The sequence below is a fragment of the Citricoccus zhacaiensis genome (genome assembly GCF_014645315.1).
Classification (GTDB): domain Bacteria; phylum Actinomycetota; class Actinomycetes; order Actinomycetales; family Micrococcaceae; genus Citricoccus; species Citricoccus zhacaiensis.
Genome location: NZ_BMLQ01000002.1, coordinates 331,287 through 354,951 on the forward strand (window position 1 = coordinate 331,287; position 23,665 = coordinate 354,951).

Annotated in this window: 20 protein-coding genes; 9 read left to right on the forward strand and 11 right to left on the reverse strand. The window is 67.0% G+C overall.

The features are described 5' to 3' along the window. Positions 1-76: 76 nt before the first annotated feature. Positions 77-517 (forward strand): DUF1801 domain-containing protein, encoded by a 441-nt coding sequence (locus IEX49_RS04940; RefSeq protein WP_188804763.1) that lies wholly within the window; start codon positions 77-79, stop codon positions 515-517. A gap of 145 nt (positions 518-662) precedes the next feature. Here the strand turns inward: IEX49_RS04940 and rplI are convergent, their stop codons facing one another. The 6 genes from rplI to IEX49_RS04970 all read right to left on the reverse strand — a co-directional run bounded on the left by rplI (position 663) and on the right by IEX49_RS04970 (position 5,861). Beyond that, positions 663-1,127, reverse strand: coding sequence for a 50S ribosomal protein L9 (gene rplI, locus IEX49_RS04945; protein ID WP_188804765.1), 465 nt, complete (start codon positions 1,125-1,127; stop codon positions 663-665). A gap of 31 nt (positions 1,128-1,158) precedes the next feature. Continuing rightward, positions 1,159-1,398 carry a 30S ribosomal protein S18 gene (gene rpsR / locus IEX49_RS04950; RefSeq protein ID WP_010144869.1) on the reverse strand — a complete coding sequence of 80 codons (240 nt, stop codon included), beginning with the start codon at positions 1,396-1,398 and terminating at the stop codon, positions 1,159-1,161. 203 nt (positions 1,399-1,601) lie between these two features. After that, positions 1,602-2,180: a single-stranded DNA-binding protein gene (locus IEX49_RS04955; RefSeq protein ID WP_188804767.1), complete on the reverse strand. Its 579-nt coding sequence runs from the start codon at positions 2,178-2,180 to the stop codon at positions 1,602-1,604. Positions 2,181-2,268: 88 nt separating this feature from the next. After that, a complete protein-coding gene (gene rpsF, locus IEX49_RS04960) occupies positions 2,269-2,583 on the reverse strand; it encodes a 30S ribosomal protein S6 (RefSeq protein WP_188804769.1) in 315 nt (104 codons plus the stop codon). Positions 2,584-2,854: 271 nt separating this feature from the next. Then, entirely contained in the window at positions 2,855-4,255 is a 1,401-nt protein-coding gene (locus IEX49_RS04965; RefSeq protein ID WP_188804771.1) for a M18 family aminopeptidase, read from the reverse strand. 4 nt (positions 4,256-4,259) lie between these two features. After that, positions 4,260-5,861, reverse strand: a complete 1,602-nt coding sequence (locus IEX49_RS04970; protein ID WP_229672251.1) for a glycosyltransferase family 87 protein — start codon at positions 5,859-5,861, stop codon at positions 4,260-4,262. Positions 5,862-6,119: 258 nt separating this feature from the next. Here IEX49_RS04970 and IEX49_RS04975 point away from each other — a divergent pair, with 258 nt between their 5' ends. The 3 genes from IEX49_RS04975 (at position 6,120) to IEX49_RS04985 (ending at position 9,896) form a co-directional block, all read left to right on the forward strand. After that, positions 6,120-7,205, forward strand: a complete 1,086-nt coding sequence (locus IEX49_RS04975) for an inositol-3-phosphate synthase (protein ID WP_188804772.1) — start codon at positions 6,120-6,122, stop codon at positions 7,203-7,205. Positions 7,206-7,811: 606 nt separating this feature from the next. Then, complete coding sequence (locus tag IEX49_RS04980; RefSeq protein WP_188804774.1) at positions 7,812-7,973, forward strand: hypothetical protein; 162 nt, start codon at positions 7,812-7,814, stop codon at positions 7,971-7,973. Positions 7,974-8,126: 153 nt separating this feature from the next. Continuing rightward, the gene (locus IEX49_RS04985) at positions 8,127-9,896 is read left to right on the forward strand and encodes a formate--tetrahydrofolate ligase (protein WP_188804776.1); all 1,770 of its coding nucleotides are present in this window, start codon (positions 8,127-8,129) and stop codon (positions 9,894-9,896) included. Between the two features lie 74 nt (positions 9,897-9,970). Here IEX49_RS04985 and IEX49_RS04990 read toward each other — a convergent pair whose 3' ends face one another. After that, entirely contained in the window at positions 9,971-11,632 is a 1,662-nt protein-coding gene (locus IEX49_RS04990) for a tRNA nucleotidyltransferase/poly(A) polymerase-related protein (protein ID WP_188804778.1), read from the reverse strand. A 105-nt stretch (positions 11,633-11,737) separates the two neighbouring features. Between IEX49_RS04990 and IEX49_RS04995 the strand changes: the two genes are divergently transcribed. The 5 genes from IEX49_RS04995 (at position 11,738) to trxA (ending at position 17,925) form a co-directional block, all read left to right on the forward strand. Further along, complete coding sequence (locus tag IEX49_RS04995; RefSeq protein ID WP_188804780.1) at positions 11,738-12,331, forward strand: NUDIX hydrolase; 594 nt, start codon at positions 11,738-11,740, stop codon at positions 12,329-12,331. Further along, a complete protein-coding gene (gene murJ / locus IEX49_RS05000) occupies positions 12,328-14,241 on the forward strand; it encodes a murein biosynthesis integral membrane protein MurJ (protein ID WP_229672253.1) in 1,914 nt (637 codons plus the stop codon). The genes IEX49_RS04995 and murJ overlap by 4 nt, the downstream gene beginning before the upstream one ends. 182 nt (positions 14,242-14,423) lie before the next feature. Continuing rightward, positions 14,424-16,316, forward strand: coding sequence for a hypothetical protein (locus tag IEX49_RS05005; RefSeq protein ID WP_188804782.1), 1,893 nt, complete (start codon positions 14,424-14,426; stop codon positions 16,314-16,316). 240 nt (positions 16,317-16,556) lie between these two features. Beyond that, the gene (gene trxB, locus IEX49_RS05010) at positions 16,557-17,531 is read left to right on the forward strand and encodes a thioredoxin-disulfide reductase (RefSeq protein WP_188804784.1); all 975 of its coding nucleotides are present in this window, start codon (positions 16,557-16,559) and stop codon (positions 17,529-17,531) included. A gap of 70 nt (positions 17,532-17,601) precedes the next feature. Further along, positions 17,602-17,925: a thioredoxin gene (gene trxA, locus IEX49_RS05015; RefSeq protein ID WP_188804786.1), complete on the forward strand. Its 324-nt coding sequence runs from the start codon at positions 17,602-17,604 to the stop codon at positions 17,923-17,925. A gap of 108 nt (positions 17,926-18,033) precedes the next feature. Here the strand turns inward: trxA and IEX49_RS05020 are convergent, their stop codons facing one another. The 4 genes from IEX49_RS05020 to IEX49_RS05035 form a co-directional block, all read right to left on the reverse strand. Continuing rightward, positions 18,034-19,320 (reverse strand): ParB/RepB/Spo0J family partition protein, encoded by a 1,287-nt coding sequence (locus tag IEX49_RS05020; protein ID WP_373286683.1) that lies wholly within the window; start codon positions 19,318-19,320, stop codon positions 18,034-18,036. A gap of 1,936 nt (positions 19,321-21,256) precedes the next feature. Next, on the reverse strand, positions 21,257-22,156 hold the full coding sequence (locus IEX49_RS05025; protein WP_373286684.1) for a ParA family protein: 900 nt from the start codon (positions 22,154-22,156) through the stop codon (positions 21,257-21,259). 130 nt (positions 22,157-22,286) lie between these two features. Beyond that, entirely contained in the window at positions 22,287-23,015 is a 729-nt protein-coding gene (rsmG, locus tag IEX49_RS05030) for a 16S rRNA (guanine(527)-N(7))-methyltransferase RsmG (protein WP_373286685.1), read from the reverse strand. Beyond that, positions 23,008-23,643, reverse strand: a complete 636-nt coding sequence (locus tag IEX49_RS05035; protein WP_229672285.1) for a Jag family protein — start codon at positions 23,641-23,643, stop codon at positions 23,008-23,010. The genes rsmG and IEX49_RS05035 overlap by 8 nt, the downstream gene beginning before the upstream one ends. Between the last annotated feature and the right edge of the window lie 22 nt (positions 23,644-23,665).

A 23,665-nucleotide genomic window follows, 5' to 3' on the forward strand; every position in this document is an offset into this window, starting at 1 on the left:
GGCCCTGACTCAGGGGCTACTCGCCTCCCGGTGATTTCACATTCCCTCCCGTCAGAGGGACTGGAATGATAGGCGCATGGCCGGCTACGAGAACAAGACGAAACCCACCCAGACTTCCGTCGAGGAGTTCATCGCTCACGTGGAGCACCCCGTCCGCCGTGCCGATGCGGAGGTCTTGGACGAGATGTTCCGCCGCATCACCGGAGAGGAGCCCGTCATGTGGGGTCCGACCATGGTCGGTTACGGCAGCTATCACTATGAGTATGAGTCCGGGCACCAAGGGGACGCCCTCGCCGTCGGCTTCGCCCCACGGAAGGCCAGCCAGTCCCTGTACGGCCTCCTGGTGCAGCCGGAGGCACCCGAGCTGCTGTCCAGGCTCGGCAAGCACAAGGTCGGCAAGGGGTGCCTCTACGTCAACACGCTGGCGGACGTGGACCTGCAGGTCCTGGAGGAGCTCGTGCAGACGGGCTACCGCCACATGACCGAGGTCGTCGATCAGCCCCGCACCAAGGGCTGACGCAGAGGGGCCCCGACGAGGCGGCAACGTTGTTTAAAGGCCGCGGCCGGTCGAGTCCCCGGGGGGATCCGACCGGCCGCGATCATGAGGACCAAGGTCGACTAGAGAGTCAGACCATCAGTCACTTCTTCAGCTGCTTCTGCAGTTACTTCTTTTTCGTCTTGGCTGCGACGACGTCCAGGTCGATCACGGCCAGGACATCCTCGTGCAGACGTGCGTGAGCCTGGAACCGGCCGGTCGCCTTGATGGCGGACGGCAGGGTCACGACGCGCTTGTCGATGCTGCCGCGGCCTGCGGCCTCGACGGCGTCAGCCACGTCGGCAGCCTTGACGGCGCCGAACAGGCGGCCGCCCTCACCGGCAGTGACCTCGAGCTTGACCGCGGACGCCTGGAGCTGTGCAGCCAGGGCCTGAGCCTCCTCGAGGGACTTCACGGCGCGGATCTGGCGGGCAGCCTTGATCGACTCGACCTGCTTCTCCCCGCCCTTGGTCCACAGGGTCGCGAAACCGCGCGGCAGCAGGTAGTTGCGGGCGTAGCCGTTCTTGACGTCGACGACGTCACCGGCGGAGCCCAGGCCAGTCACTTCTTGGGTCAGAATGAGCTTTGCCATCTGGTATCTGTTCCTTCCTCGACTCGGTCGATCAGCCGCGGCCAGCGCCGGAGTAAGGAAGCAGGGCAACCTCACGGGCGTTCTTGATGGCCTGGGCGATCTTGCGCTGCTCCTGCACGGTCACGCCGGTCACGCGACGCGCGCGGATCTTGCCGCGGTCGGAGATGAACTTGCGCAGCAGTGCAACGTCCTTGTAGTCGATGACGGTGATGTCAGCGGCCTTCAGGGGGTTGGACTTTGGTTTGGGCTTACGGATTTCAGCCTTCGCCATCGTGGTGCTCCTTCGATATTCGGGAGCCCGCAGAACGGTTCTGCGGGATGGGATCGCAGGTGGCTCGCCACCTGCTGTGCCGTGCGGGAAACGGTTCCCGACGACGCCCGGTCAGTCAGTGCCCGAGGGCACCGGAGGCCGGTGGGCGGGGCTGGCGGAACACCAGTCCCTGGATGTTGCGGTGTGGGGCGGGGGACCCGGGATCAGAACGGAGGTTCGTCGTTGCCCGGGGTCTCCCAGGATCCGGCGGAGGTGGAGGAACCACCCCACGGATCGTTCTGCTGGCCGCCTCCGGCGCCCCAGCCGGCGTTGCCGCCGCCCTGGCCACCGGGGTTGCCCCCCTGGTTGAAGCCGCCGCCACCCTGGCCGCCGCCGAAGCCACCACCGGAGTTGCCACCGAAGCCGCCACCGCCGGAGCGGTTGGACTTGGTGACCTTGGCGGTGGCATAGCGCAGCGAGGGGCCGATCTCATCGACGTCCAGCTCGTACGACGTACGCTTCTCGCCCTCACGGGTCTCGTAGCTCCGGGCCTTCAGCCGGCCCTGGGCGACCACGCGGGTGCCCTTGGTCAGCGATTCGGCCACGTTCTCCGCCGCCTCACGCCAGATCGACGCGCGGAGGAACAGGGTCTCCCCGTCCTTCCACTCGTTGGACTGGCGGTCGAACGTGCGCGGGGTGGAGGCGATGGTGAAGTTCGCCACGGCAGCACCCGAGGGGGTGAACCGCAGTTCCGGATCGGACGTCAGGTTTCCAACAACGGTGATGACGGTTTCTCCGGCCATGATGCCTCCTGTAGTGCCTTACGTCCGTGCCGTTCGGCGGTGATATCGGCGTGGGTGTGCGGCTTCCCTGGGGATGCCAACACGGAAATTACTCTGCGGTCTCCGCGGAGATCTTCTGCTCTTCCGGGCGAGTGATCTTGGTGCGGAGGATGGTCTCGTTCAGACCCAGCAGTCGGTCCAGTTCCTTGGAGGTCTCCGGGGAGCTGGTGAAGTTGATGACCGCGTAGATGGCCTCAGCCTTCTTCTGGATCTCATAGGCCAGGCGGCGCCGGCCCCAGAGATCGAACTTGTCCACGGAGCCGCCGTCCTTGGTGACGACCTCCAGGTACTTCTGCAGGGTCGGTTCAACGGTGCGCTCATCCACTTCGGGATCAACCAGCACCATCAGTTCATATGCACGCATGCGAACCCACCTCCTTTGGGCTGACGGTCACGGTACTTCCGTAACAGGAGGTTCTGTGCGATGGATCTGCGCGGAGTCCGTCATGGGACGGCACGCAGAAAACCTTGGCTATCCTACCCTGTGCCCGCGCTGGCCGCGAACCGGAAGCGAAGTGGATCGATCCCAGTCTCACCCGCTTCGGCCCGCCGGCACCAGCCCCGGACGCAGCACTGTGGACAACGCACCGCGCCTCTGCCCTCGGTGCAGTGGTGCACTGGTGCAGCGGTGCGGATCAGACGCCCTCGTAGAAAGCGGTGACGGCCGCGGCCAGCCTCGCCGGGTCCTCGGCGCCGCACATCTCACGGGCCGAGTGCATGGACAACAGCCCGATGCCCACGTCCACGGTCCGGATGCCCAGCCGGGTCGCGGAGATCGGGCCGATCGTGGAACCGCACGGCACGCCGTTGTTGGACACGAACTCCTGGAACGGCACCCCGGCCACCCCGCACCAGCGGGCGAAGGCGGCAGCCCCGGCGGCATCGGTGGAATAGCGCTGGTTGGCGTTGATCTTCAGCAGGGGACCGCCGTTGGCCCGGGGGTGGTTCACCGGGTCATGCCGTTCGGCATAGTTCGGGTGGACCAGGTGCCCGGCATCTGCGGAGAGCAGCCAGGAGCCCGAAAACGACCGTGCGGCCCCCTGACCCGAGACACCGAGGGCGTCCAGCACCCGGCGCAACACGTCCTCCAGCACGGGACCGGCCGCACCGGAGCGGGACGCGGAGCCGAGCTCCTCGTGGTCGAAGGCGGCCAGCACCGGGATCACCGGTGCCCCGGTGGATTCACCGGCCACGCCGTCCGCCACCACACCCCCACTGGAGGTGGTCAGGGACTCCATCGCCACCAGCCCGGCGTGGACGGAGGACAGGTTGTCCAGTCGTCCGGAGGCGAAGAGCTCGCCCGAGGCACCGAACACTCCGGGCGCCTGCGTATCGGCCATCACGACGTCGAAGCCCGCCACCGCGTCGGCCTCCAGCCCCGCGGTGCGCGCCAGGACGGCCAGGATGTCGGTCGTCTGATCCACGGACCGGCCGCCGGCGTCCGTGGCCCAGCCCGCGCCGCCTGCCGGGACGGCACCCCAGATCGGGTTCAGGTGCTGCTGCCGGTCCAGCTTCAAGCCGCTGTTGACCTCACGGTCCAGGTGGATGGCCAGCTGCGGGAACCGAGCGATCGGTCCGGTGCGGACCAGGTGTTCCCGTCCGTCCACGGTCACCATGCGGCCGGCAAAGCACAGTTCACGGTCCAGCCAGGAGTTCAGCAGGGGTCCGCCGTAGACCTCGACTCCGGCCTGCAGCCAGCCCTCCCGGGTGGTGGACGGACGTGGCTTGAGCTTGAACGTCGGCGAATCGGTGTGCGCGCCGAGGATCCGGAACACCGGCGTGGAGGTGAGATGGCCGGCGTCGGGAATCCTCCAGGCCATCACGGCACCGTCCCGTACCAGCACGTACCCGCCCGGCTCCGCCGGGAAGTCCACCGTCTCATTCACGCGGACGTATCCAGCGGCCTCCAGCCGGCGGGCCACCTCGGCGGCGGCATGGTAGCTCGAGGGGCTGGCCATCACGAAGTCGGCCAAGTCCTGCAGGTGCTCGGGCAGGTCCGGCGTCAGGCGGGGTGAATCGGCATCCGGTGCGGTCATGGCCCTACCGTACTGGGGCGTGGGCCTTGAGCAGCCAGGGGGCCCGGTCGGGGGCATCGTCGTAGAGCCCTCCCAGGGGGTCGTCCACGGGGAGTCTGCTGGCCTCGGAGGGGTCGAAGCCGAGCGATTCCAGCCGGGCGGCAGCAGCCACGCGTCCCTGGCCGGCGTTGCCGGTGCGCCAGATCCGACCGCCGGGCAAGGACGCCCGTACCGGGTCCTCCCACGGGTGGACCATCTGCTCCACCACCCGGAACATCAGGTAGAGGGTGGCCGCCATGTGGCCCAGGATCGCCAGCACGTAGAAGGTGTCGTCCATGGAGTGCTGGACCTCGGAGCCGGAGGCCCCCTTGGCCAGGTACATCCAGATGGCCCAGAAGTGCAGGACCTCCAGGAACTGCCAGACCAGGAAGTCGCGCCAGCGCGGGGCTGCGAGCGCCGCCAGGGGGATGAGCCAGATGACGAACTGGGGCGAGTACACCTTGTTGCACAGCACGAACGCGGCCACGATCAGAAAGGCCAGGTGGGCCAGCCGAGGCCGGTACCGGCACAGCACGCCGAGGGCGAAGATGGCGCAACAACACAGGAAGAACGCCCCATACGCCAACAGCGAGAGCCCCTCCGCCTGGATGGTGGGGCCGCCGATCTTCTCCATCGTCACGTTCCAGGCATGCCAGACGGAGGACAATCCCGGGCCGCGCTCCCCGGAGAAGGTGAAGAAGACGCTCCACGCCTGGACGTTGCCGATCATCATCGGCAGGTTGACCGCCAGCCAGGCCGCCACGGTGCCCAGTGCGGCCCAGAGGAACGGCGTCCATTTCAGGGAGCGGACCGCCAGGATGAGCAACGCGCCGAGGATCAGCAGCGGGTAGAGCTTCATGGCGGCGCCCAGGCCGAAGAAGATCCCTGCCAGCAGGGGCCTGCGGCCGCCGAACAGCCACATCCCCACCGCCAGCAACGCCACCGCCCAGAGATCCCAGTTCACCGAGCCGGCCAGGATGATGCCCGGTGCCACAGCCACCATGAGCGCATCCCAGGGCCGCCGCCCGGCGGACTTGGCCGTGACCACCACGGTGACGATCCACAGCACCGCGGTGAACACGAAGTTCACATCCCAGTAGGCCAGCGAGGGGTTGAGTTCCGAGAACGGCAGCGTCTGGGAGATCACCGCCGCGATCGAGGCCACCACGGACATCAGTACCGGGTACTCGAAGCTCGCCCCCGCGGCAAAGGGGGCGAAGGGGTCCTCGGCGAAGCCGCGGCCACCGTAGAGGGCGGACCAGTCCGAGTAGCAGCCGGCGTAGTACACGGTGGGCTGCCCCCAGCCGTTCAGCCGGCAGGGGGACTTCAACAGCACAGTGACGATCGCCGAGAGGGTGGTCAGCAGGATCAGGACCCGCATGGGGGTGAAGAACGTACCCGTCATCCGGCCGGGGACGGTGTGCCGGCCGGCCGGTCCACCGAGCAGCTCGCGCATCCTGCGCACCAACCCGTCCGTGCGGGACGGGACGGAGACCGGGAGCGGGCGGCCGGCGTCGTGACCGCCGGGGGTGGTGGACGGGGCGGTCCCGGCCGTCCGCGGGCCGGGGGCCGGGGTGCGCAGGCTCATGGGCCCCATCCTACGGAGGGTGGGAACGGTCCCGGCAGGAAGCTGGGAACGGCCGGGAGCCGAGGACGGGAATAGCAAGGATCCCGGCACGGTTGGACACGATGCCGTCCGCACACGTCATCCGGCGTAAAGTGGATGGGGTTGTGCCGCGCCCATTCGGGTCGGCGGCACCCACCAGCGTTGAGTCCCGTAGTGCGGGACCCGGTCCGCCGCGCCCGGCGTGCGGCCCCAGGACCATCAGGACAACAAGGAGTACCGGTGTCTAAGAACCCGATTCGTGTGGCCATTGCGGGCGTGGGAAACTGCGCCACCTCGCTGATCCAGGGGGTGGAGTACTACCGCAATGCCTCCGTGGACGAGAAGGTCCCCGGACTCATGCACGTGAAGTTCGGCGACTACCACGTGGATGACCTCGAGTTCGTGGCCGCCTTCGACGTGGACGCCAAGAAGGTCGGCGTGGAGCTCTCCGAGGCCCTGACCGCCTCCGAGAACAACACCATCAAGATTGCCGACGTCCCCGCCACCCAGGTGACCGTGCAGCGCGGCCCCACCCTGGACGGTCTCGGCAAGTACTACCGCGAGACCATCGAGGAGTCGGACGCCGAGCCGGTTGACGTGGTCCAGGTCCTCAAGGACACCCAGGCCGACGTCATCGTCTGCTACCTCCCGGTCGGCTCGGAGGAGGCGGCCAAGTTCTACGCACAGGCCGCCATCGACGCGAAGGTCGCCTTCGTCAACGCCCTGCCCGTCTTCATCGCCGGGACCCCCGCGTGGGCGGAGAAGTTCACCGCGGCCGGTGTGCCGATCGTGGGGGACGACATCAAGTCGCAGATCGGTGCCACCATCACCCACCGCGTGATGGCGAAGCTCTTCGAGGACCGCGGCGTCACCCTGGACCGCACCTACCAGCTGAACGTCGGCGGCAACATGGACTTCAAGAACATGCTCGAGCGCGAGCGCCTGGAGTCCAAGAAGATCTCGAAGACGCAGGCCGTCACCTCCAACACCTCCGCGAACCTCGGCGAGGATGACGTGCACATCGGCCCCTCGGACTACGTCTCCTGGCTGGACGACCGCAAGTGGGCCTTCGTCCGCCTCGAGGGCCGCAACTTCGGCGACGCCCCCGTCTCCCTCGAGTACAAGCTCGAGGTCTGGGACTCCCCGAACTCCGCCGGCGTCATCATCGATGCCGTCCGTGCCGCCAAGATCGCCCTGGACCGCGGGATCGGCGGGCCGATCCTCTCGGCCTCGTCCTACTTCATGAAGTCCCCGCCGGTCCAGCACCATGACGATGAGGCCCACGAGCTCGTGGAGGCCTTCATCCGCGGCGAGATCGAGCGCTGAGCCCTCTTCCGACTGCTCAACCCCTACTCAACTGGCGGTCGAGATCGCACCGTTTTCCAACGCCGAACCCGGAGAACCGGTGCGGTCTCGACCGCCAGTTTTTTATTGCCGCTGAGACTACTCACCGGTAGGGGTGTCGCACGCCACAGGTCAGGTGCTAATCTCCAATGGTGCCCTGATCCGTCAGGATTCGGCGCGCTTCCTTGTCGGCTTTTCCGCTCTTCATCGGCGGACGGACTCATCTGAAGGAGGTGGGGAAATTGATGATCTATGGAAATGACTCTGAGAACGGTGGCTACACCGCGTCCGGCGTCCTTCTGGCGTGGCCAGGAGTCGCCGCCATTCATCTGCCCAACCCCGCCTCCGCGCTGACCGCAACCAGCTGAGCTTCCCCTTCCCGGGCCCTTCCCGTCCTGGAAGAACCGTAGAGCAGGACCTTCATCCAGACCCGTCTGGTGAACGTCCCCTGAGCCGCTTGCCCATCGCTGAGGCCCCCGACCAAGGGAACCCCAGCCATGTCCATCCATCCCTCCACACAGCGCTCCACACAGCACACCCCCGCTCCTGACCGGACCCCCTTCAGTCACGGGAAGGGGGTGACAGCACGTGAGTGAGCACTTCGATGACCCCCGCAGCAAACGCCGGCGGTCCGGCAAGCAGCGCTTCGGGACCATCTTCCGCCCGGCACCCTTCCTGCCTGACCAGGAACGGTCCCCGAGCCGGGATGACATCCCCTTGCCGCCGGACTTCATCATCTTTCCCCGATGACCAGCATCCAGCGACCCGCATCTGGCGGTCGACGGATACCTCGGATCGGCCCCCGCGGCCGGTTCGAGGTCATCCATCGGCCGCCAGTTTCGTTGCCGGGGGCAGGGCAGGGCCCGTTCCCCGCTCCGCAGCCCCTATGCGAGGATCACCCCCATGAACGACGCCGAGGTCTCCGCGGCCGCGACGCTCGAACCGGTGGCCGACGTCGCCCACCGGGCCGGGATCCCCGCCGACGCGCTCATTCCCTATGGCCACTACATGGCGAAGGTGGACACCCGCCGCCTCCCGGGTGGTCCCCTACACGGCGTTCCACCCGGCCGCTCCGGCAGTCCAGGCCAGCTCGGCAGGGTTGTTCTGGTCACCGGCATCAGCCCGACGCCGGCCGGTGAGGGCAAATCGACCGTCACCGTCGGCCTCACGGATGGTCTGAACCTTCTGGCGCAGGCCGAAGACGCCCCGGCAGACTGGGCCGGCAAGACCGCGATCGCCGCACTCCGTGAGCCCTCCCTGGGCCCCGTGTTCGGCATGAAGGGCGGCGCCACCGGCGGCGGGTACGCGCAGGTCGTGCCGATGGAGAACATCAACCTGCACTTCACCGGCGACTTCCACGCCATCACCGCGGCCCACAACCTGCTCTGCGCCCTCGTGGACAACCACCTCCACCGGGGCAATGCCCTCGGCCTCGATCCCCGCACCATCTCGATCAAGCGGGCCCTGGACACGAACGACCGCGCACTCCGCGAGACCATCATCGGTCTCGGCGGCCGCACCGAGGGGGTCCCCCGGGAGAACGGCTTCGAGATCACGGTGGCCACCGAGACCATGGCGGTGTTCTGCCTGGCCACCGACCTCGAGGACCTCAAGGACCGGTTGTCCCGCATAATCATCGGCCGGACCCGTGACCAGCGGCCGGTCACGGTCGGGGACCTGGGGCCGCAGGGCGCCCAGGGGGCCATGGCGGTGTTGCTCAAGGATGCACTTCACCCGAACCTCGTGCAGACCCTGGGCGGTTCGGCCGCCTTCGTCCACGGCGGACCCTTCGCCAACATCGCGCACGGGGCCAACTCCATCACCGCCACCAACACCGCCCGGAGGCTCGCCGACCTGGTGGTCACCGAGGCCGGCTTCGGCGCGGACCTGGGCGGCCAGAAGTTCATGGACATCACCTCTGTGGCCGGGGGCTTCCCGCCGGCAGCCAGCGTCATCGTCGCCACGGTGCGGGCCCTCAAGCTCAACGGCGGGATGGCCCTGCAGGAACTCGACCGGAACACCGGGGACGCGGAACAGCAGCACCTCGAGGCCCTGGGGGCCGGCGTCGCGAACCTGGCCCGGCACATCGAGAACATGGCCGCCTACGGGGTGCCCGTGGTCGTCGCGATCAACCGCTTCCCCCAGGACACCCAGGCCGAACTGGACTGGCTCACCGGCTGGTGTGCGCGCCGGGGCGTGCCCGCCGCGGTGGCCGAGGTCTGGGCGCGCGGCGGGGCGGGCGCCCTGGACGTGGCCCGCCGGCTCCTCGAGGTCCTGCCGGCTGAGGGCGTGGACTCCGGCTGGCATTCCCTCTGGACCGAGGAGATGACGGTCGCGGACCGGATCGAGGCCGTGGTGACCCAGATCTACGGCGGATCCGCCGTGGAGTACGCGCCCACCGCCGCCCGGCAGCTCGTCCAACTGGCCGAGGAGGGCTGGGACCACCTGCCCGTGTGCATGGCCAAGACCCAGTACTCGTTCACGGACGACCCGGCGGTGCTGGGGGCGCCCTGCGACTTCACCGTCCTGGTGCGCGAGCTGCTGCTGCGGCCGGGTGCGGGCTTCGTGGTCGCTCTGACGGGGGCCGTCATGACCATGCCCGGGCTGCCGAAGGAGCCGGCGGCCGACTCCATGGACGTGGACGCGGACGGCAACGTCACGGGGCTCTTCTGACCCCCGGCCCCGGAATCACGTGCGCGGTGGACGTCGAGACACGCCGATGAAGTCGACAGTGGTCGATGCCGTGATCAGGCAGTGGACTCCGGCTGCTCGGCCCACCAGCGCAACAGCTCGGCCGTGGCCGTCTGAACGTCGTGCGGACCCTCGTCCAGGCGATACTCCAGCAGGTGCTTGTAGGCGCGCCCCACCACGGGTCCGGGCTTGATTCCGAGAATCTGCATCACCTGGGATCCGTCCAGGTCCGGACGTACGGCCTGGAGCTCCTCCTTCTCGGCGATCTCCACCATGCGCCGCTCCAGGTCGTCATACGCGAACGCCAGCCGCTCGGCCTTCCGGCGGTTGCGCGTGGTGACGTCCGAGCGGGTCAGGGCATGCAGCCGCGGCAGCACCGGTCCGGCGTCGTTGACATACCGACGGACAGCGGAATCGGTCCAGCCGGCGTCGCCGTAGCCGTAGAACCTCATGTGCAGCTCGACCAGCCGGGCCACGGCCTTGATCGTGTCGTTGTCGAACTTCAGCGCCCGCATCCGCTGCTTGACCAGCTTGGCCCCCACCACGTCGTGGTGGCGGAAGGTGACCGCCCCGTTCGGTTCGAAGCGCCGCGTCGCCGGCTTGCCGACGTCGTGCATCAAGGCCGCGAAGCGCAGGACGAAGTCCGGTGCGGGAACATAGGTGCCCGACGGCGGCACGAACCGTTCCGTTTCCGCCTCGCCATCGCTGTCCTCGCCTGACTCACCCGTCCCGGCCGGCCCGCCACCCGGAGCCTTCGGGTGCTCCGCCGCCCACCGCTCCTCGAGCTCGGCAGGGTACTCATGGTCCATCGCCTGTTCCAGGACGGTCAGCGAGTGCTCGTAGACGTCCTTGTGGCGGTGGTGCTCATCGGTCTCCAGCTTCAGGGCCGGCAGTTCGGGCAGCACGTGCTCGGCCAGGCCGGTGTCCACGAGCAGGTTGAGGCCGGCCCGGGGATGGGAACCGTTGACCAGCTTGACCAGCTCGTCCCGGACGCGCTCGGCGGAGATGATCGTGATCCGCTCGGCCATGGCGGTCATGGCCTCCACCACGGAGGGGTCCACGCCGATGCCCAGCTGGGAGGCGAACCGGGCGGCCCGCATCATGCGCAACGGGTCATCGGAGAAGGAGTCCTCGGGCGTGCCGGGCGTGCGCAGCCGTCCGGCGGCCAGGTCCTTGACCCCGCCGAACAGGTCCACGAGTTCCAGGGAGGGTAGCCGGATGGCCATCGCGTTGACGGTGAAATCGCGGCGCAGCAGGTCCTCGTCGAGGGAGTCCCCGAAGGCGACCTGCGGCTTGCGGGAGTCGCGGTCGTACTTCTCAGCGCGGTACGTGGTGACCTCGAGTTGCCATCCACCCTTCGAGAAGCCGATGGTGCCGAACTTCCGGCCGATGTCCCAGTGCGCATCCGCCCACTTCCGGGCGATCCTCAGGGTGGTGTCCGGGTCCGCGTCCGTGGTGAAGTCCAGGTCCGGGGACACCCGTCCGAGGAACAGGTCCCGGACCGGACCGCCCACCAGGGACAGCTCGTGTCCAGCGGCCTTGAACAGCCGGCCCAGTTCCAGCACCACGGGCGGCAGGCCGGCACCGGTCGGGAACCCCACAGGCAGGGCGACGAGGTCGGTGTGGTCAACCAGGCCGGATGGGTCAGTGCCGGAGGGCTGGACGCCGGCGGTGGCGGGCGTGCCGGACGAAGGAGAGGAGGGGGCGGTGGGATTCATCGTGTGCTTAAGGGTGCCAGATCCGGGGGCCCGGTGAGGACAACCGGGGTGCGGACTCCGGTGTTGCCGGATGCGGTTCCGGTTCGGCCCGCTACAGTGGAATGCATGGCTCATCCCGTTCCGAGCGCCCCCAAGCGCACTCCGCTCACCGCATCGGTGGGCCGGCGTGTGCCCCGGCGCCCGGGACAACCGGGCACGCCCGGCGAGTCCACACAGGGTTCCCTGCCCACGGTCGAGGAGATCTCCGCCGGTGGGCTGGTGGTGCGCCGGTTCCGCGGCCGGCTCGAGGTCGCCATCATCGCCCGCTACAACCGCGGCGGCCGGCTGGAGTGGTGCCTGCCCAAGGGCCATCCGGAGGGCGTGGAGACCCACGGCGAGGCGGCCATCCGCGAGGTCGAGGAGGAGACCGGGATCGCCGGTGACATCCTGGCGTCGCTGGGATCCATCGACTACTGGTTCACCGTGTCCAGCCACCGTGTGCACAAGACCGTGCACCACTACCTGCTGCAGGCCACCGGTGGCGAGCTGACCACGGAGAACGACCCGGACCATGAGGCCGTGGACGTGGCCTGGGTGGGCCTGGACGTGCTCAACGCCAAGCTTTCCTTCCCGAATGAACGCCGGATCGTGGACCTCGCGCGGGACGTGCTCCCCGAGTATGAGGGCAGGTTCCCGGACCTGTCGGACTCCGAGCGGTGAAGAACACCCACACCACGACGCCGGACACCCCGGACCGCGGCGATTCCCCCGGTTCGCGGCGCCCCAACACCGTGCCTCCACGCCGTTCCGGGAGTACTGTCCGTCCTCCTGATCCTGTTCCGGCTCCTGATCCCGCTCCCGTCTCAGCGTCCGACCCCGGTTCTGCCTCGGCCTCCGTCACAGCCTCGGCCGCTGCCTCCGCCGAGGCGGACAACACGGCGAAGTCCAGTGCCATCATGGCCGCGGGCACCCTGGTGTCCCGCATCCTCGGTTTTGTCCGCACAGCCCTGCTCACGGTGGCCATCGGGTCGACCGCCATGGCCGCGGACATCTTCGAGTCCGCGAACACGATCCCGAACATCATCTACATGCTGCTGGCCGGCGGCGTGTTCAACGTGGTGCTGGTCCCACAGCTCATCAAGGCGGCGAAGAAGCCGGACAAGGGCTCCGACTACACCTCGCGGCTGATCACCCTCGCGGTGCTGGTCATGGCCGCGGCCACCCTGGCCATCACACTCGCGGCCGCCCCCATCATGGTGGCGCTGACCAGCAACTGGTCCCCGGCGATGCTGACCCTGGGCACGGCGTTCGCGCTCTGGACCTTCCCGCAGATCTTCTTCTACGGCGTGTACGCGGTGCTGGGGCAGGTCCTCAACGCCAACGGCCGTTTCGGCGCGTACATGTGGGCCCCGGTGGCCAACAACGTGGTGGCGATCGGCGTCATCGGCCTCTACCTCGCGATGTTCGGTTCCTACCAGGCCGGCGGCGACCAACTGGCGGAGTGGACCACCGGCCAGACCGTCCTGCTGGCCGGTGGGCACACCCTCGGGATCGTGGTCCAGGCCCTCGTGCTCTTCGTCCCGCTGAGCCGGCTCGGGCTGGGGCTGAAGCCGAAGTTCGGCTGGAAGGGCATGGGGCTGCGGTCCACGGGCAAGCTCGCCGGCTACACCCTCGTGACCATGATGGCCGGCAACGTCGTCAATCTGCTGGTCGCCCGACTGGTCTCCGGGGCCACGGAGGCCCGTGCCTCCGTGGGTGAGGCCAGCGGGTCCGGCGGGCCGTTCGAGGGGTTGGACCCCGCCGTCGTCGAGGCCTCGATCCCCGGGCTCATGGCGCTGAACATCGCCCAGCTGATCACCGTGTTGCCGCATTCGGTGTTCGTCCTGTCCCTGGCCACCGTGCTGTTCAACCAGCTCGCGCGGTCGCTGCACCGGGACGATGTGCCGGAGGCCCTGGCCACCATCAGTCGGGGCCTGCGGAACTTCGCGGTCCCGATGATGTTCTCCACGGTCGTGGTGCTCGTCCTCGCCGGGCCGCTGGGACGCGTCTTCGCCGGCTCCTCCGAGACCGCTGCGGCGTCCGCCGTGGCCATCGGGCAGCTGCTCATCCTGCTCGCGCTGGGGATGCCGTTCCGCTCGGCGCACATCTACCTCATGCGGCTGTTCTATGCGGCTGAGAACGCGCGGATCCCCATGCTGGTGCAGGTGGGGACCGCGGCGTGCACGCTGGTCATCGCCTACGTGGCCTCGATCTTCATGCCCAGCTGGACCATGGCCTACCTCATGGTCTCCGTGTTCACCCTCCTGCACGTGGCCCAGTTCGTCGCCGCCCATGTGCTGGTACGCCGCCACTACGGGGACTACGGCGCCGGCGAGGTCCTGGACGCCTACCTGCGCACCGGCGTGGCCGCCGTCATCTCCGGGGTGGCCGGCGCCCTGGCGCTGTGGCTGATCGGCGGGTACTCCGGCGGGTTCCCCTGGTCCACGATCATCACCGCCCTGGTGAGTTGCGCCGTGGTGGGGGTGGTCATGATGGTGGTGTACTTCGTGATGCTCCGCGCCATGCGGCTACCCGAGCTGACCGAGTTCCTGGGGCCGCTGGCCCGGAGAATCCCCGGGTTGGCCCGGTAATTTCCTGACCTGCCGTCCGGCGGTTCACCGCGCACCACACCGCCGTCCGCCGTAGCATGGACCCGACCGCACCCGGGTCCGCCCGTGGCCGGCCACTGCCCGCAGTGGCGCCAGAGGCACCCCCGTCCACCTGGACGGCCATACCCAACCGTTGGCCCGGGCCACCGACCTGGAGGAACACCGTGCCGCAGCCCATTGAAGAGGGAATGGTCCTCGGAGGCCGATACCTCGTCACCGGACATGTGCTGACGTCAGCCGACCAGGACATGGTGCTGGACGGCCGCGACCAAGTCCTGAACCGCGATGTCTCCATCCTGGTCGCCTCCTCCGCGCACGCCTCCCAGGTGGCCGCCTCCGCCCGCGAACTCGCCACCGGCGAACGTCAGGGCACCATCCAGGTCCTCGACCTCGGCCTGAGCGAGGGTCGTACCTACCTGATCGCCGGCGGCAACCCGGCGCCCGAGGACCTGCTGGACATGACCCGTGAGCAGCAGGTCTACGTGGAGCCCTTCTACACGGACACCCTGGGCTCGGAGATCTTCGGCGAGGCCCGCACGTACGAGCCGCAGGTCTACGAGGACGATGAGGAGTACTACGAGGAGCTGGACGACGGCTATACCGGGCCAGAGACGGAGACCCGCCGCCCCAAGTTCCTGCGCGGCATCTCCGACCGCCTGAGCCAGCGGCTCGGCTCGGATGACGCCGCCAGGGACGCCGTGGACGGCAGGACCGTTGCCGGCGCAGCAGGTGCCGGTGCAGCGGGTGCCGGTGCCGCCGGTGCCACGGCGGCGAGGAATGGCCAGGGATACGACGACGGCGCTCGGGACGAGCGCGATCCGTACCGTTCCGCGGTGCTCCGCACCGATGACACACCCTTGCCGGAGACGGTCAGCGACACTGACTGGACCGGTGCCCAGGACGAGGTCGCCGTGACGTCCTCGCCTGCCGACCGGACCCCTGCTGCGACCTCCGCATCGCCCGTGGTCGGATCCCCGTCCAATGAGGGGCGCGATGAGGCCGAGGACACGGGTGAGGTGACGGGCGAGACCCCGACGGCCGCCGGCGCCTCCCCGGCCATTGGCCGGCACAGCCCCAAACCGGGACGGGACCCGCAGCAGCGGGCCGCTGAGCGGCCCAAGGTCACACTCTGGGACGACGCCCCCCACGAGCCCTCGAGCGACGATCATGCCGGTGCGGCCGGAGAGACCCACAACGAAGACCGCCGCGGTGCCGGAGTCCTCGGGGCCGGCGTCGCTGGCGCTGGGCTGGCTGCCGGTGCCGGTGCTGCAGCTGGCACTGCTGCCGAGGGCGCGGGAGGCTCCCGTGGTGGGTCGGCAGGCGGCCCTGGCCGTCACCCGACTGCTGACCACGGCGACGATGATGACTATCCCGAGTTCGACGACTACGAAGAGCACGCCGAGGACGACAAGCCGCGAGGTGCTCGCTGGCTGGTCGGCGGAATCCTCGTCCTGTTGCTCATCCTCGGTGCGGTGTTCGCCTTCAACGTCCTGGACAACAATCGCAATCCGGAGGCGGGCGGGGGCGAATCCACCACCCCGGGGTCCTCACCAGCCGAGTCCTCGCAAGAGCAGACCCAGGAGTCGCAGTTGCCGGATCCGGCCATCGTCTCGGCCACGCGCGTGGTGCCGGACGTCGCCGGTCTCAGTGCGGAGACGGACTCCACCCTGCCCAATGCCATCGACGGCAATCCGGCCACGGCGTGGCAGACCTACACCTTCGCGCAGCCGGCCTTCGGCGGCTATGCCTCAAGCATGGCTCTGGTGATCGAGCTGGAGGAGCTCAGTGCCGTCTCCCAGGTGGACATCACCCAGAACAACGGCAGTGGCGGATCGTTCTCGGTGCTGTTGAGTGACACCCCGGAGATCGACGACGCCCGGCAGATCGCCGAGGGTTCCCTCACCGGACCCGAGGTCAGCGTGCCGGTTCCCGCCGAGGACGGCGGCCCTGCGGAGGCACAGTACGTGATCATCAACTTCACCGAACTGCCCGAGCTGTCCAACGCCACGTCCAACCGGCCCTATGGCCTGAGGATCGCCGAGGTCGAGGTCAACTGACCGGAGACTGCGAGCCGGTTCCGAGCCCTCCGCTGGGCGGAAGACGCGCCTCAGCGCCCGGTGGGCGCCGCCTAGGATGGTGGGAGTGGTAGCCCGGCTGTCCCCAGGCCGTCCAGGTGACGAGGGACCGTCGTGATCATGCCAGGACATCTGCTGGACGGGAACAGGATTGGAATAGGTTTCTCCCGGGGGATGTTCCACCGTTAACAGTTCCAGTTCCCTACCCCTGAAGGAATCACCGTGACCGAGGCTCCAGAGTCCACGGACGTCGTCCGGGACGTCGTCATCATCGGATCGGGCCCGGCGGGATATACCGCCGCCATCTACGCCGCACGCGCGAACCTGAATCCCCTCGTGGTCGCCGGGTCCGTGACCGCCGGCGGTGAGTTGATGAACACGACCGACGTGGAGAACTTCCCCGGCTTCCCCGAGGGCATCCTCGGCCCAGAACTGATGGGCCACCTGGAGCGGCAGGCCACCCGATTCGGCGCCGAAGTTCAGTATGAGGACGTCGTGGCGGTGGACTTGAAGGCCTCTCCGAAGGTCATCACCCTCGGCAACGGCTCCGAGTACCGCACCCACGCCGTGGTCCTGTCCACGGGGTCGGCCTACCGAGAACTCGGCGTGGAGGGAGAGAAGCGCTTCTCCGGCCACGGCGTGAGCTGGTGCGCCACGTGTGACGGCTTCTTCTTCCGCGACCAGAACATCGCCGTGGTGGGCGGTGGCGACTCCGCCATGGAGGAGGCACTGTTCCTCACCAAGTTCGCGTCCAAGGTCACGGTGATCCACCGCCGTGATGACCTCCGTGCCTCGAAGACCATGGCGGAGCGGGCCTTGGCGCACGAGAAGATCGAGTTCATCTGGGACACCGAGGTCACCGGCCTCGACGGTGAGGAGAAACTCAAGACCCTGCACCTGCGGAACCTGAAGTCCGGCGAGGAGTCCACCCTGGACGTCACCGGCCTGTTCGTGGCCATCGGCTCGGATCCCCGGACGGACCTCGTCAAGGACCAGGTCGAGCTCAATGCCGACGGCACCGTCCGGATCGACCACCCCAGCACCCGTACGTCGCTTCCCGGCGTCTTCGCTGCCGGAGATGTCACCGACCCGACCTATCGTCAGGCCATCACCGCTGCGGGTAGCGGATGCATCGCCGCACAGGACGTCGAGCATTACCTTGCGGACGTCAAGGAACTGGTCACGGCCGCCGTCTAGACCGCCGGACCGCACAGACCTGAATACCGGCCCCTGCCGGCATTCCAGACCAAACCCACCAGGAGGAACCATGAACACCATCGACGTCACCGACCAGGACTTCCAGGAGAAGGTCCTGAACTCGGACAAGCCCGTCATCGTCGACTTCTGGGCAGAATGGTGCGGTCCCTGCCGCATGCTGAGCCCCATTCTCGAGGAGATGGCCACCGAGCATGCTGACAAGATCACCGTGGCCAAGCTCAACGTCGACGACAACCCGCAGGCAGCCTCCAACTACGGCATCACCAGCATCCCCGCGGTGATGGTGTTCCAGGGGGGCGAAAAGGTCGCCACCTCCATCGGCGCCAAGCCCAAGCAGGTCCTGGAGACGGAGTTCGCGGAATACCTCAAGTGAGCATTAGCCACTGACTTGTGCGGCAAGAAGGGCCCCGTTCCAACTGGAGCGGGGCCCTTCTGCGCTTAAGACCTGTACAGAGCATCTTATCTCAGTGTCTATTCAGACTTAGACGCGCGGACCGTTGGCACCGGACTGGCCGATCAGGTCCATAATCCTATTGAGGTCGTCCACCGACGCGAAGTCGATGGCGATCTTGCCCTTACGGGCCCCCAGAGTGATCTTCACCGTGGTGTCCAGACGATCCGTCAGGGAGTTCGCCAGGTAGTCCAGCCGTTCATGCCGATCGCTCCTCGGAGCGCGGCTCTTCGGCTTCACCTGACGGACGCCGTCCTGCAATGAGACGAGCTCCTCTGTCGCTCTCACCGACAGGCCTTCCGAGACCACCTTCTGCGCCAGGCGCTCCATCTCGGCGGGGTCCACCAAGGCCAGGAGTGCACGAGCATGGCCTGCGGAAAGGACACCGGACGCCACCCGGCGCTGCACCAGCGGAGGCAACCTCAGCAGCCGCAGGGTGTTCGTAATCTGCGGCCGGGACCGCCCGATCCGAGAGGACAGCTCCTCCTGGGTGCAGTTGAAGTCCTCGAGCAGCTGCTCGTAGGCAGCGGCCTCTTCAAGCGGGTTGAGCTGACTCCGGTGCAGGTTCTCCAAGAGAGCGTCCCTGAGCAGATCGGTGTCCGCCGTATGCCGCACAATGGCGGGAATCTCGGCCAGCCCAGCGCGCTGCGAGGCACGCCACCGCCGTTCACCCATGACGAGCTCGAAGGGAGAGGGACCCTCAACGGGCCGCACCACAATGGGCTGGAGCACTCCCACCTCGGCGATGGACGCCACCAACTCATCCATATCGTCCTCGTCGAACACCTCGCGAGGCTGACGTGGATTGGGATGGATGTCACCCGTCGGAATTGTCCTCAGCTCCGCGTCGCCGACAGACCCATGGTGGCGGACCTGTGTTGACACCGGCTCGCTCTCAGCCGATTCCGCCACCATCGACTTGACTTCAACCTTTTCCGGTTGCTCGGCTATAGCATATCGATCGATGGGAGCGGCCTCGTCCGAACCGCCCGTGATGGCGACGGATTTGACCGGCGGCATCGTCGGACGCGACTTCACCTTGCGGCTTGGAGTTCCCGCCTCGGTCACCTCGGACGCTCGAGCCGCATCAGTCGCCGGACCAGCGTCATTGATCCGACGGTCGGGGAAGAAGACGTCGACCGGCCGTCGCGTTTCACGTGCAACCGGCGTGCGAGCCGCCTCGGAGCTGCGCGCTCCGAGATACCTACTCGTCAGGTCGATCCGGTCGGTTCGAGGGTTGCTCTCCCTGTCGGACGACGCGGAAGCGGCAGTCGACGCAGCAGTTGCTTCCGCAACCTTCTCATCTGAGGCCGCCACCGGGTTCCCCGCGTCGGGTTGTGAAGTCTGTGGCCCATCATCGCGAGGAGTAGATTCCCGTGCACCTTCATCTAAGGTTGATTCCCCAGTGCTGGAACCTTCTGGATCGGAATCGACGTGAGGCCGCTCTGATGCTGGCTCCGGAACGGGGACTTCTTCGGAGCTCGTGTTCTGAATGAGCGCCTCAAGGCCTCTACCAAGACCGCGTCGGTTCTTCTTCACGCTTACTCCTTAGGTCGGCGTCCGGCAACGGCTTCCAGTCTACTGCCGTTTCACGTGAAGCCAGATTCGGCGGGGCATCGGTCCGTGGGCAAGGTTGTCCATCCCCACGAGTGACCGTTCCTGCCTTCCCGTTTCACGTGAAACGGGCGTCCGAGCCACCATACAGAAGGAACACAGGCACCGGACCGGTAGGACCTGGTCAACGGAGTATCCCTGGCGCGATGTTTGGCGACGGATTCGGACCTGCATGATTGCCTTGGCAATACATACTTCAGGCCACACGGACTCGAACTCGTCTCATTCGGCGGCCGATGACCCATTCAGGGTTCACGTGGCACGATCGACGCCCACGCCGCACGGTGGAACTCCACAACGGCCGGCCGCCACGGGTGCCCATGGACTCCACCCCTGCTCAGCGAACGTGCGTCCATACTCGTACTCGCGATGGTGGCTGGTCTACACGCCCCGGCACATACAAGACCGTGGGTCCGAACGCCACGATGGTGATGAGCAGCGAGGAATCGACGGCAAGCAGGCCACTAAGAACGCACCGACTGGACTTGAAGCCAAACCACAGAAGTGACCAAGCAGCGAGAGCTGCTCCCCAGCGTGCCGGATCCATCGTGGACTTGCTGAACACGACTGCGCTACGTTTCACGTGAAACAGCGTCGACTCCATTCGAATCGTCCGGCCCAGGGACTTCGAACGAATATCAGCTACCGCGACGGGCCGCTGAACAGCACAGTCCGGTCAGTTTCACGTGAAACCCTCGCTCCATATTCAGTCCTGGATCCCGCCAGTCCTTTCCACCGGAAGAGCGCACTGCAGCCCAGGAATTTGTCGTAGTCCCGTAGGAGCCTCCATCCCGTGGCCACGTCAATCCTGGACGCGCGTTTCACGTGGAACCACAGCACACTATCGAGTCCCCATTGTGCGCAGTTACCAGGCGTTGGACAGTCAACCGACTCCACCCATTTCGATGCGCCAGCGCACGAGCAGCAGAAGCACCGGCCGGACCTATTCCAGCGGACGTGGCTTACCCAATGGGACCACCACTCCGCCACACAAGCCGCGGCTACGCGTTTCCCTCGTTTGGAGAGGACGACCAATGCCAACGCTGGTTCCTGGAATCCCGCCGTCATAGGGACCCCAACGATTGATCGGCCAGAAATGACAGAGGCGCTAGGGTCCCCGCCTTCGTCGCGTCGTCGATCCACCCGCGTTTCACGTGAAACAGCCACCAGTGACCAGCGCAGATTCCCTGACCGAAGGCGCGGCCCGTCTGCTGGCGCGCCGAAGACGGACCACAGCGACAGTGGCAAAGTCTACGGCGCGTTCCCGGATAGGTTGTTATGGTCATCGCCCGCAGTCGGGACGGGGCGCATTCCCCTGGAAGCGGTCACGTGGGTACGCCGGGATCCACACCCGAGCCTCCCTGTAAACCCACCGAGTCGAACTTCCACATACAGGCTTACCTGTTTCACGTGCAACGCGCATGAGGTCCCCCCAGCCTTCAGTACCGTCACAGGGAACCAGGAAATCAGGGACCCAGGGAACCAATTTCCCGGCGATGCCAGGTCCAACGTGTGATCATGCGGGGAGCGTTGCACAACGTCTGTCCCACAGCACATGCTGGCTCACCGTCCTCGGACGCCGAGGGCGGTGTACGGAATCAACCTAGAGGGGATGATTCAGCGATCCGGAATCTAGAGATCAGATGCCCGCCGCGTGACCTCGGTCAGCGATCTCCACCGCAGCTTCCCGGTAGGACAGTGCACCGGTGGACTGAGGATCATAGGTGAGCACTGTCTGCTGGAAGCTCGGGGCCTCGGAGATGCGAACGTTGCGGGGGATCACGGTATTGAGCACCTCTTCCGGGAAATGCTCACGCACCTCGTCGGCCACTTGAGTCGCCAAGTTGGTACGTCCGTCATACATGGTCAGGATGATCGTGGACACCTTGAGCGACGAGTTCAGGTGCTTCTGGATCATCCGGATGTTGTTGAGCAGCTGAGAGAGCCCTTCCAGCGCGTAATACTCGGTCTGAATGGGGATCAGAACTTCGCTCGCGGCCACAAAGGCGTTGACGGTGAGCAGACCGAGGCTCGGAGGACAATCAATGAAGACATAGTCGATCCGCGGGAGACCCTGCTTCTCCCGGTAGGCGAAGTACTCGTTCAGCGCACGAGACAGGCGTTGTTCACGGGCAACGAGGGAGACGAGCTCAATCTCTGCTCCGGCCAGATCGATCGTGGCCGGAGCCACCACCAGGCCGTCCACATCAGGACAGGGCTTGACCACATCGGCCATGGGCAGTTCGTCGATGAGGACGTCGTAGACACTGTCGACATCCGAGTTGTGGGGGATGGCCAGCGCGGTGGAGGCGTTGCCCTGGGGATCGATGTCCACGACCAGAACCTGCATGCCCGCACGCGCAAGAGCTGCTGAGAGGTTGACCGTCGTCGTGGTCTTGCCGACCCCGCCCTTCTGGTTGGACACAGTGACGATGCGCGTCTCGTTCGGCGTGGGCAGTTTGCGACCCTTCAACTTGTCCCGTCGACGGTTCTCTTGGGCCAGCTCACGGGCCAAGGGCGTCTCGATGTCATCCGCCACGGACGAGTCCACGGTGCTGACGGTTACCCGTGAAACTTCCGACTCATTGGTCAATGAGAACAACCTCCCGAGGTTGATAGACGGCGAAACGATCCTTCGGCCGTGACATCCAGCCACTCCAGCCTACTGGTCAGCGTGAGGAGCCCACCCGCACCCGTACCACCGTAGTGGGCTCGGCGAGCAGATCCTCGCCGACGATCTCAATGACCGGCGCGGATCCCTTGTGCTTCTTCAAGACCTTGGCCGCCGACTTGACCTCGTCGGCCGCACTCCGGCCCTTGATCGCCAACAACTCTCCAGACCCCTGCAACAGCGGAAGGGTCAAGGGAATCAAGGTCTTGAGGGCAGAGACGGCGCGGGCCGTCACGATGTCCACGACCACGTTGCCCACCACCTGTTCCGACCGTGCCCGAACCACGTCGACGTTGTTCAGCTCCAGATCATCGACCACCATGTCCAACCAGGCCACCCGCCGTTCCAGCGGCTCGATGAGGATGAACTGGCAATCAGGCCGCGCCAGTGCGAGGGCGAGGCCGGGCAGCCCGGCGCCCGAGCCGACGTCGGCCGCCAGGGCACCTTCCGGCAGCAGGTCACCGACCACGGCACAATTCAAGACGTGGCGTTCCCACAGCCGCGGTACCTCGCGCGGACCCAGCAACCCCCACTCGATCCCGGTAGAGGACAGATGTTCCACGAAACGGACCGCGAGATCGGTCCGATCGCCGAAGAGTTCCTCGGCCGCCGTCAACAGGTCACCGGCCAGCTCCGGTGGGTCCTGGGCCTCGATCGAGGGCTTCTCGGCCTCCCGGGTGGGCCGCGGAGCGGTCTGGTCGTTCTCTGGACGGGACTGATCAGACACCGGAGGAGACCACCACATGCCGGCGCGGACCCTCGCCCTCCGATTCGCTCGCGAGACCGCCCTCAGCAATAACGTCGTGAACGATCTTGCGTTCGTAGGCGCCCATCGGCCTCAGGTGCAGCGGCTCTCCGGTCTCGCGGACCTTGACGATGGCCTCCTGGGCGAGCTGCTCCAACTCCTGGGCACGCTCGGTGCGGTACCCAGCGACGTCCAGGACGAGGCGGGAGCGGTTGCCGGTGGCTGACAGCACGGCCAAACGCACGAGCTCTTGCAGGGCTTCCAGGCCCTTGCCGTCTTTGCCCACGAGGTCGCGCAGGCGGTCGTCTCCCTCCTCTGCGATCACGGAGACGTAGGTGCGACCGTTGCGGATCTCGATGTCGATGTCACCGTCGAGGTCCGAGATGTCCAACAGTTCCTCGACGTAGTCGGCAGCGATGTCCCCCTCCTCCTCAAGGCGGCTGGCGGACGGGGCGTCAGAGTCCTCGGACGCCTCCGGCGACGCGACTGCGCTCTGGTCGGTCTCTGCGGACTCCTGCTGGCCGGAGTCCTGTTGGTCCGACTCGTCCTCTGCTGAGGAGGAGTCTGCGGGTGTTCTCGATTCGGTGGACGTCGCCGAACCGGTGGACACCTCCGCAGCGCTGTCCACGGCC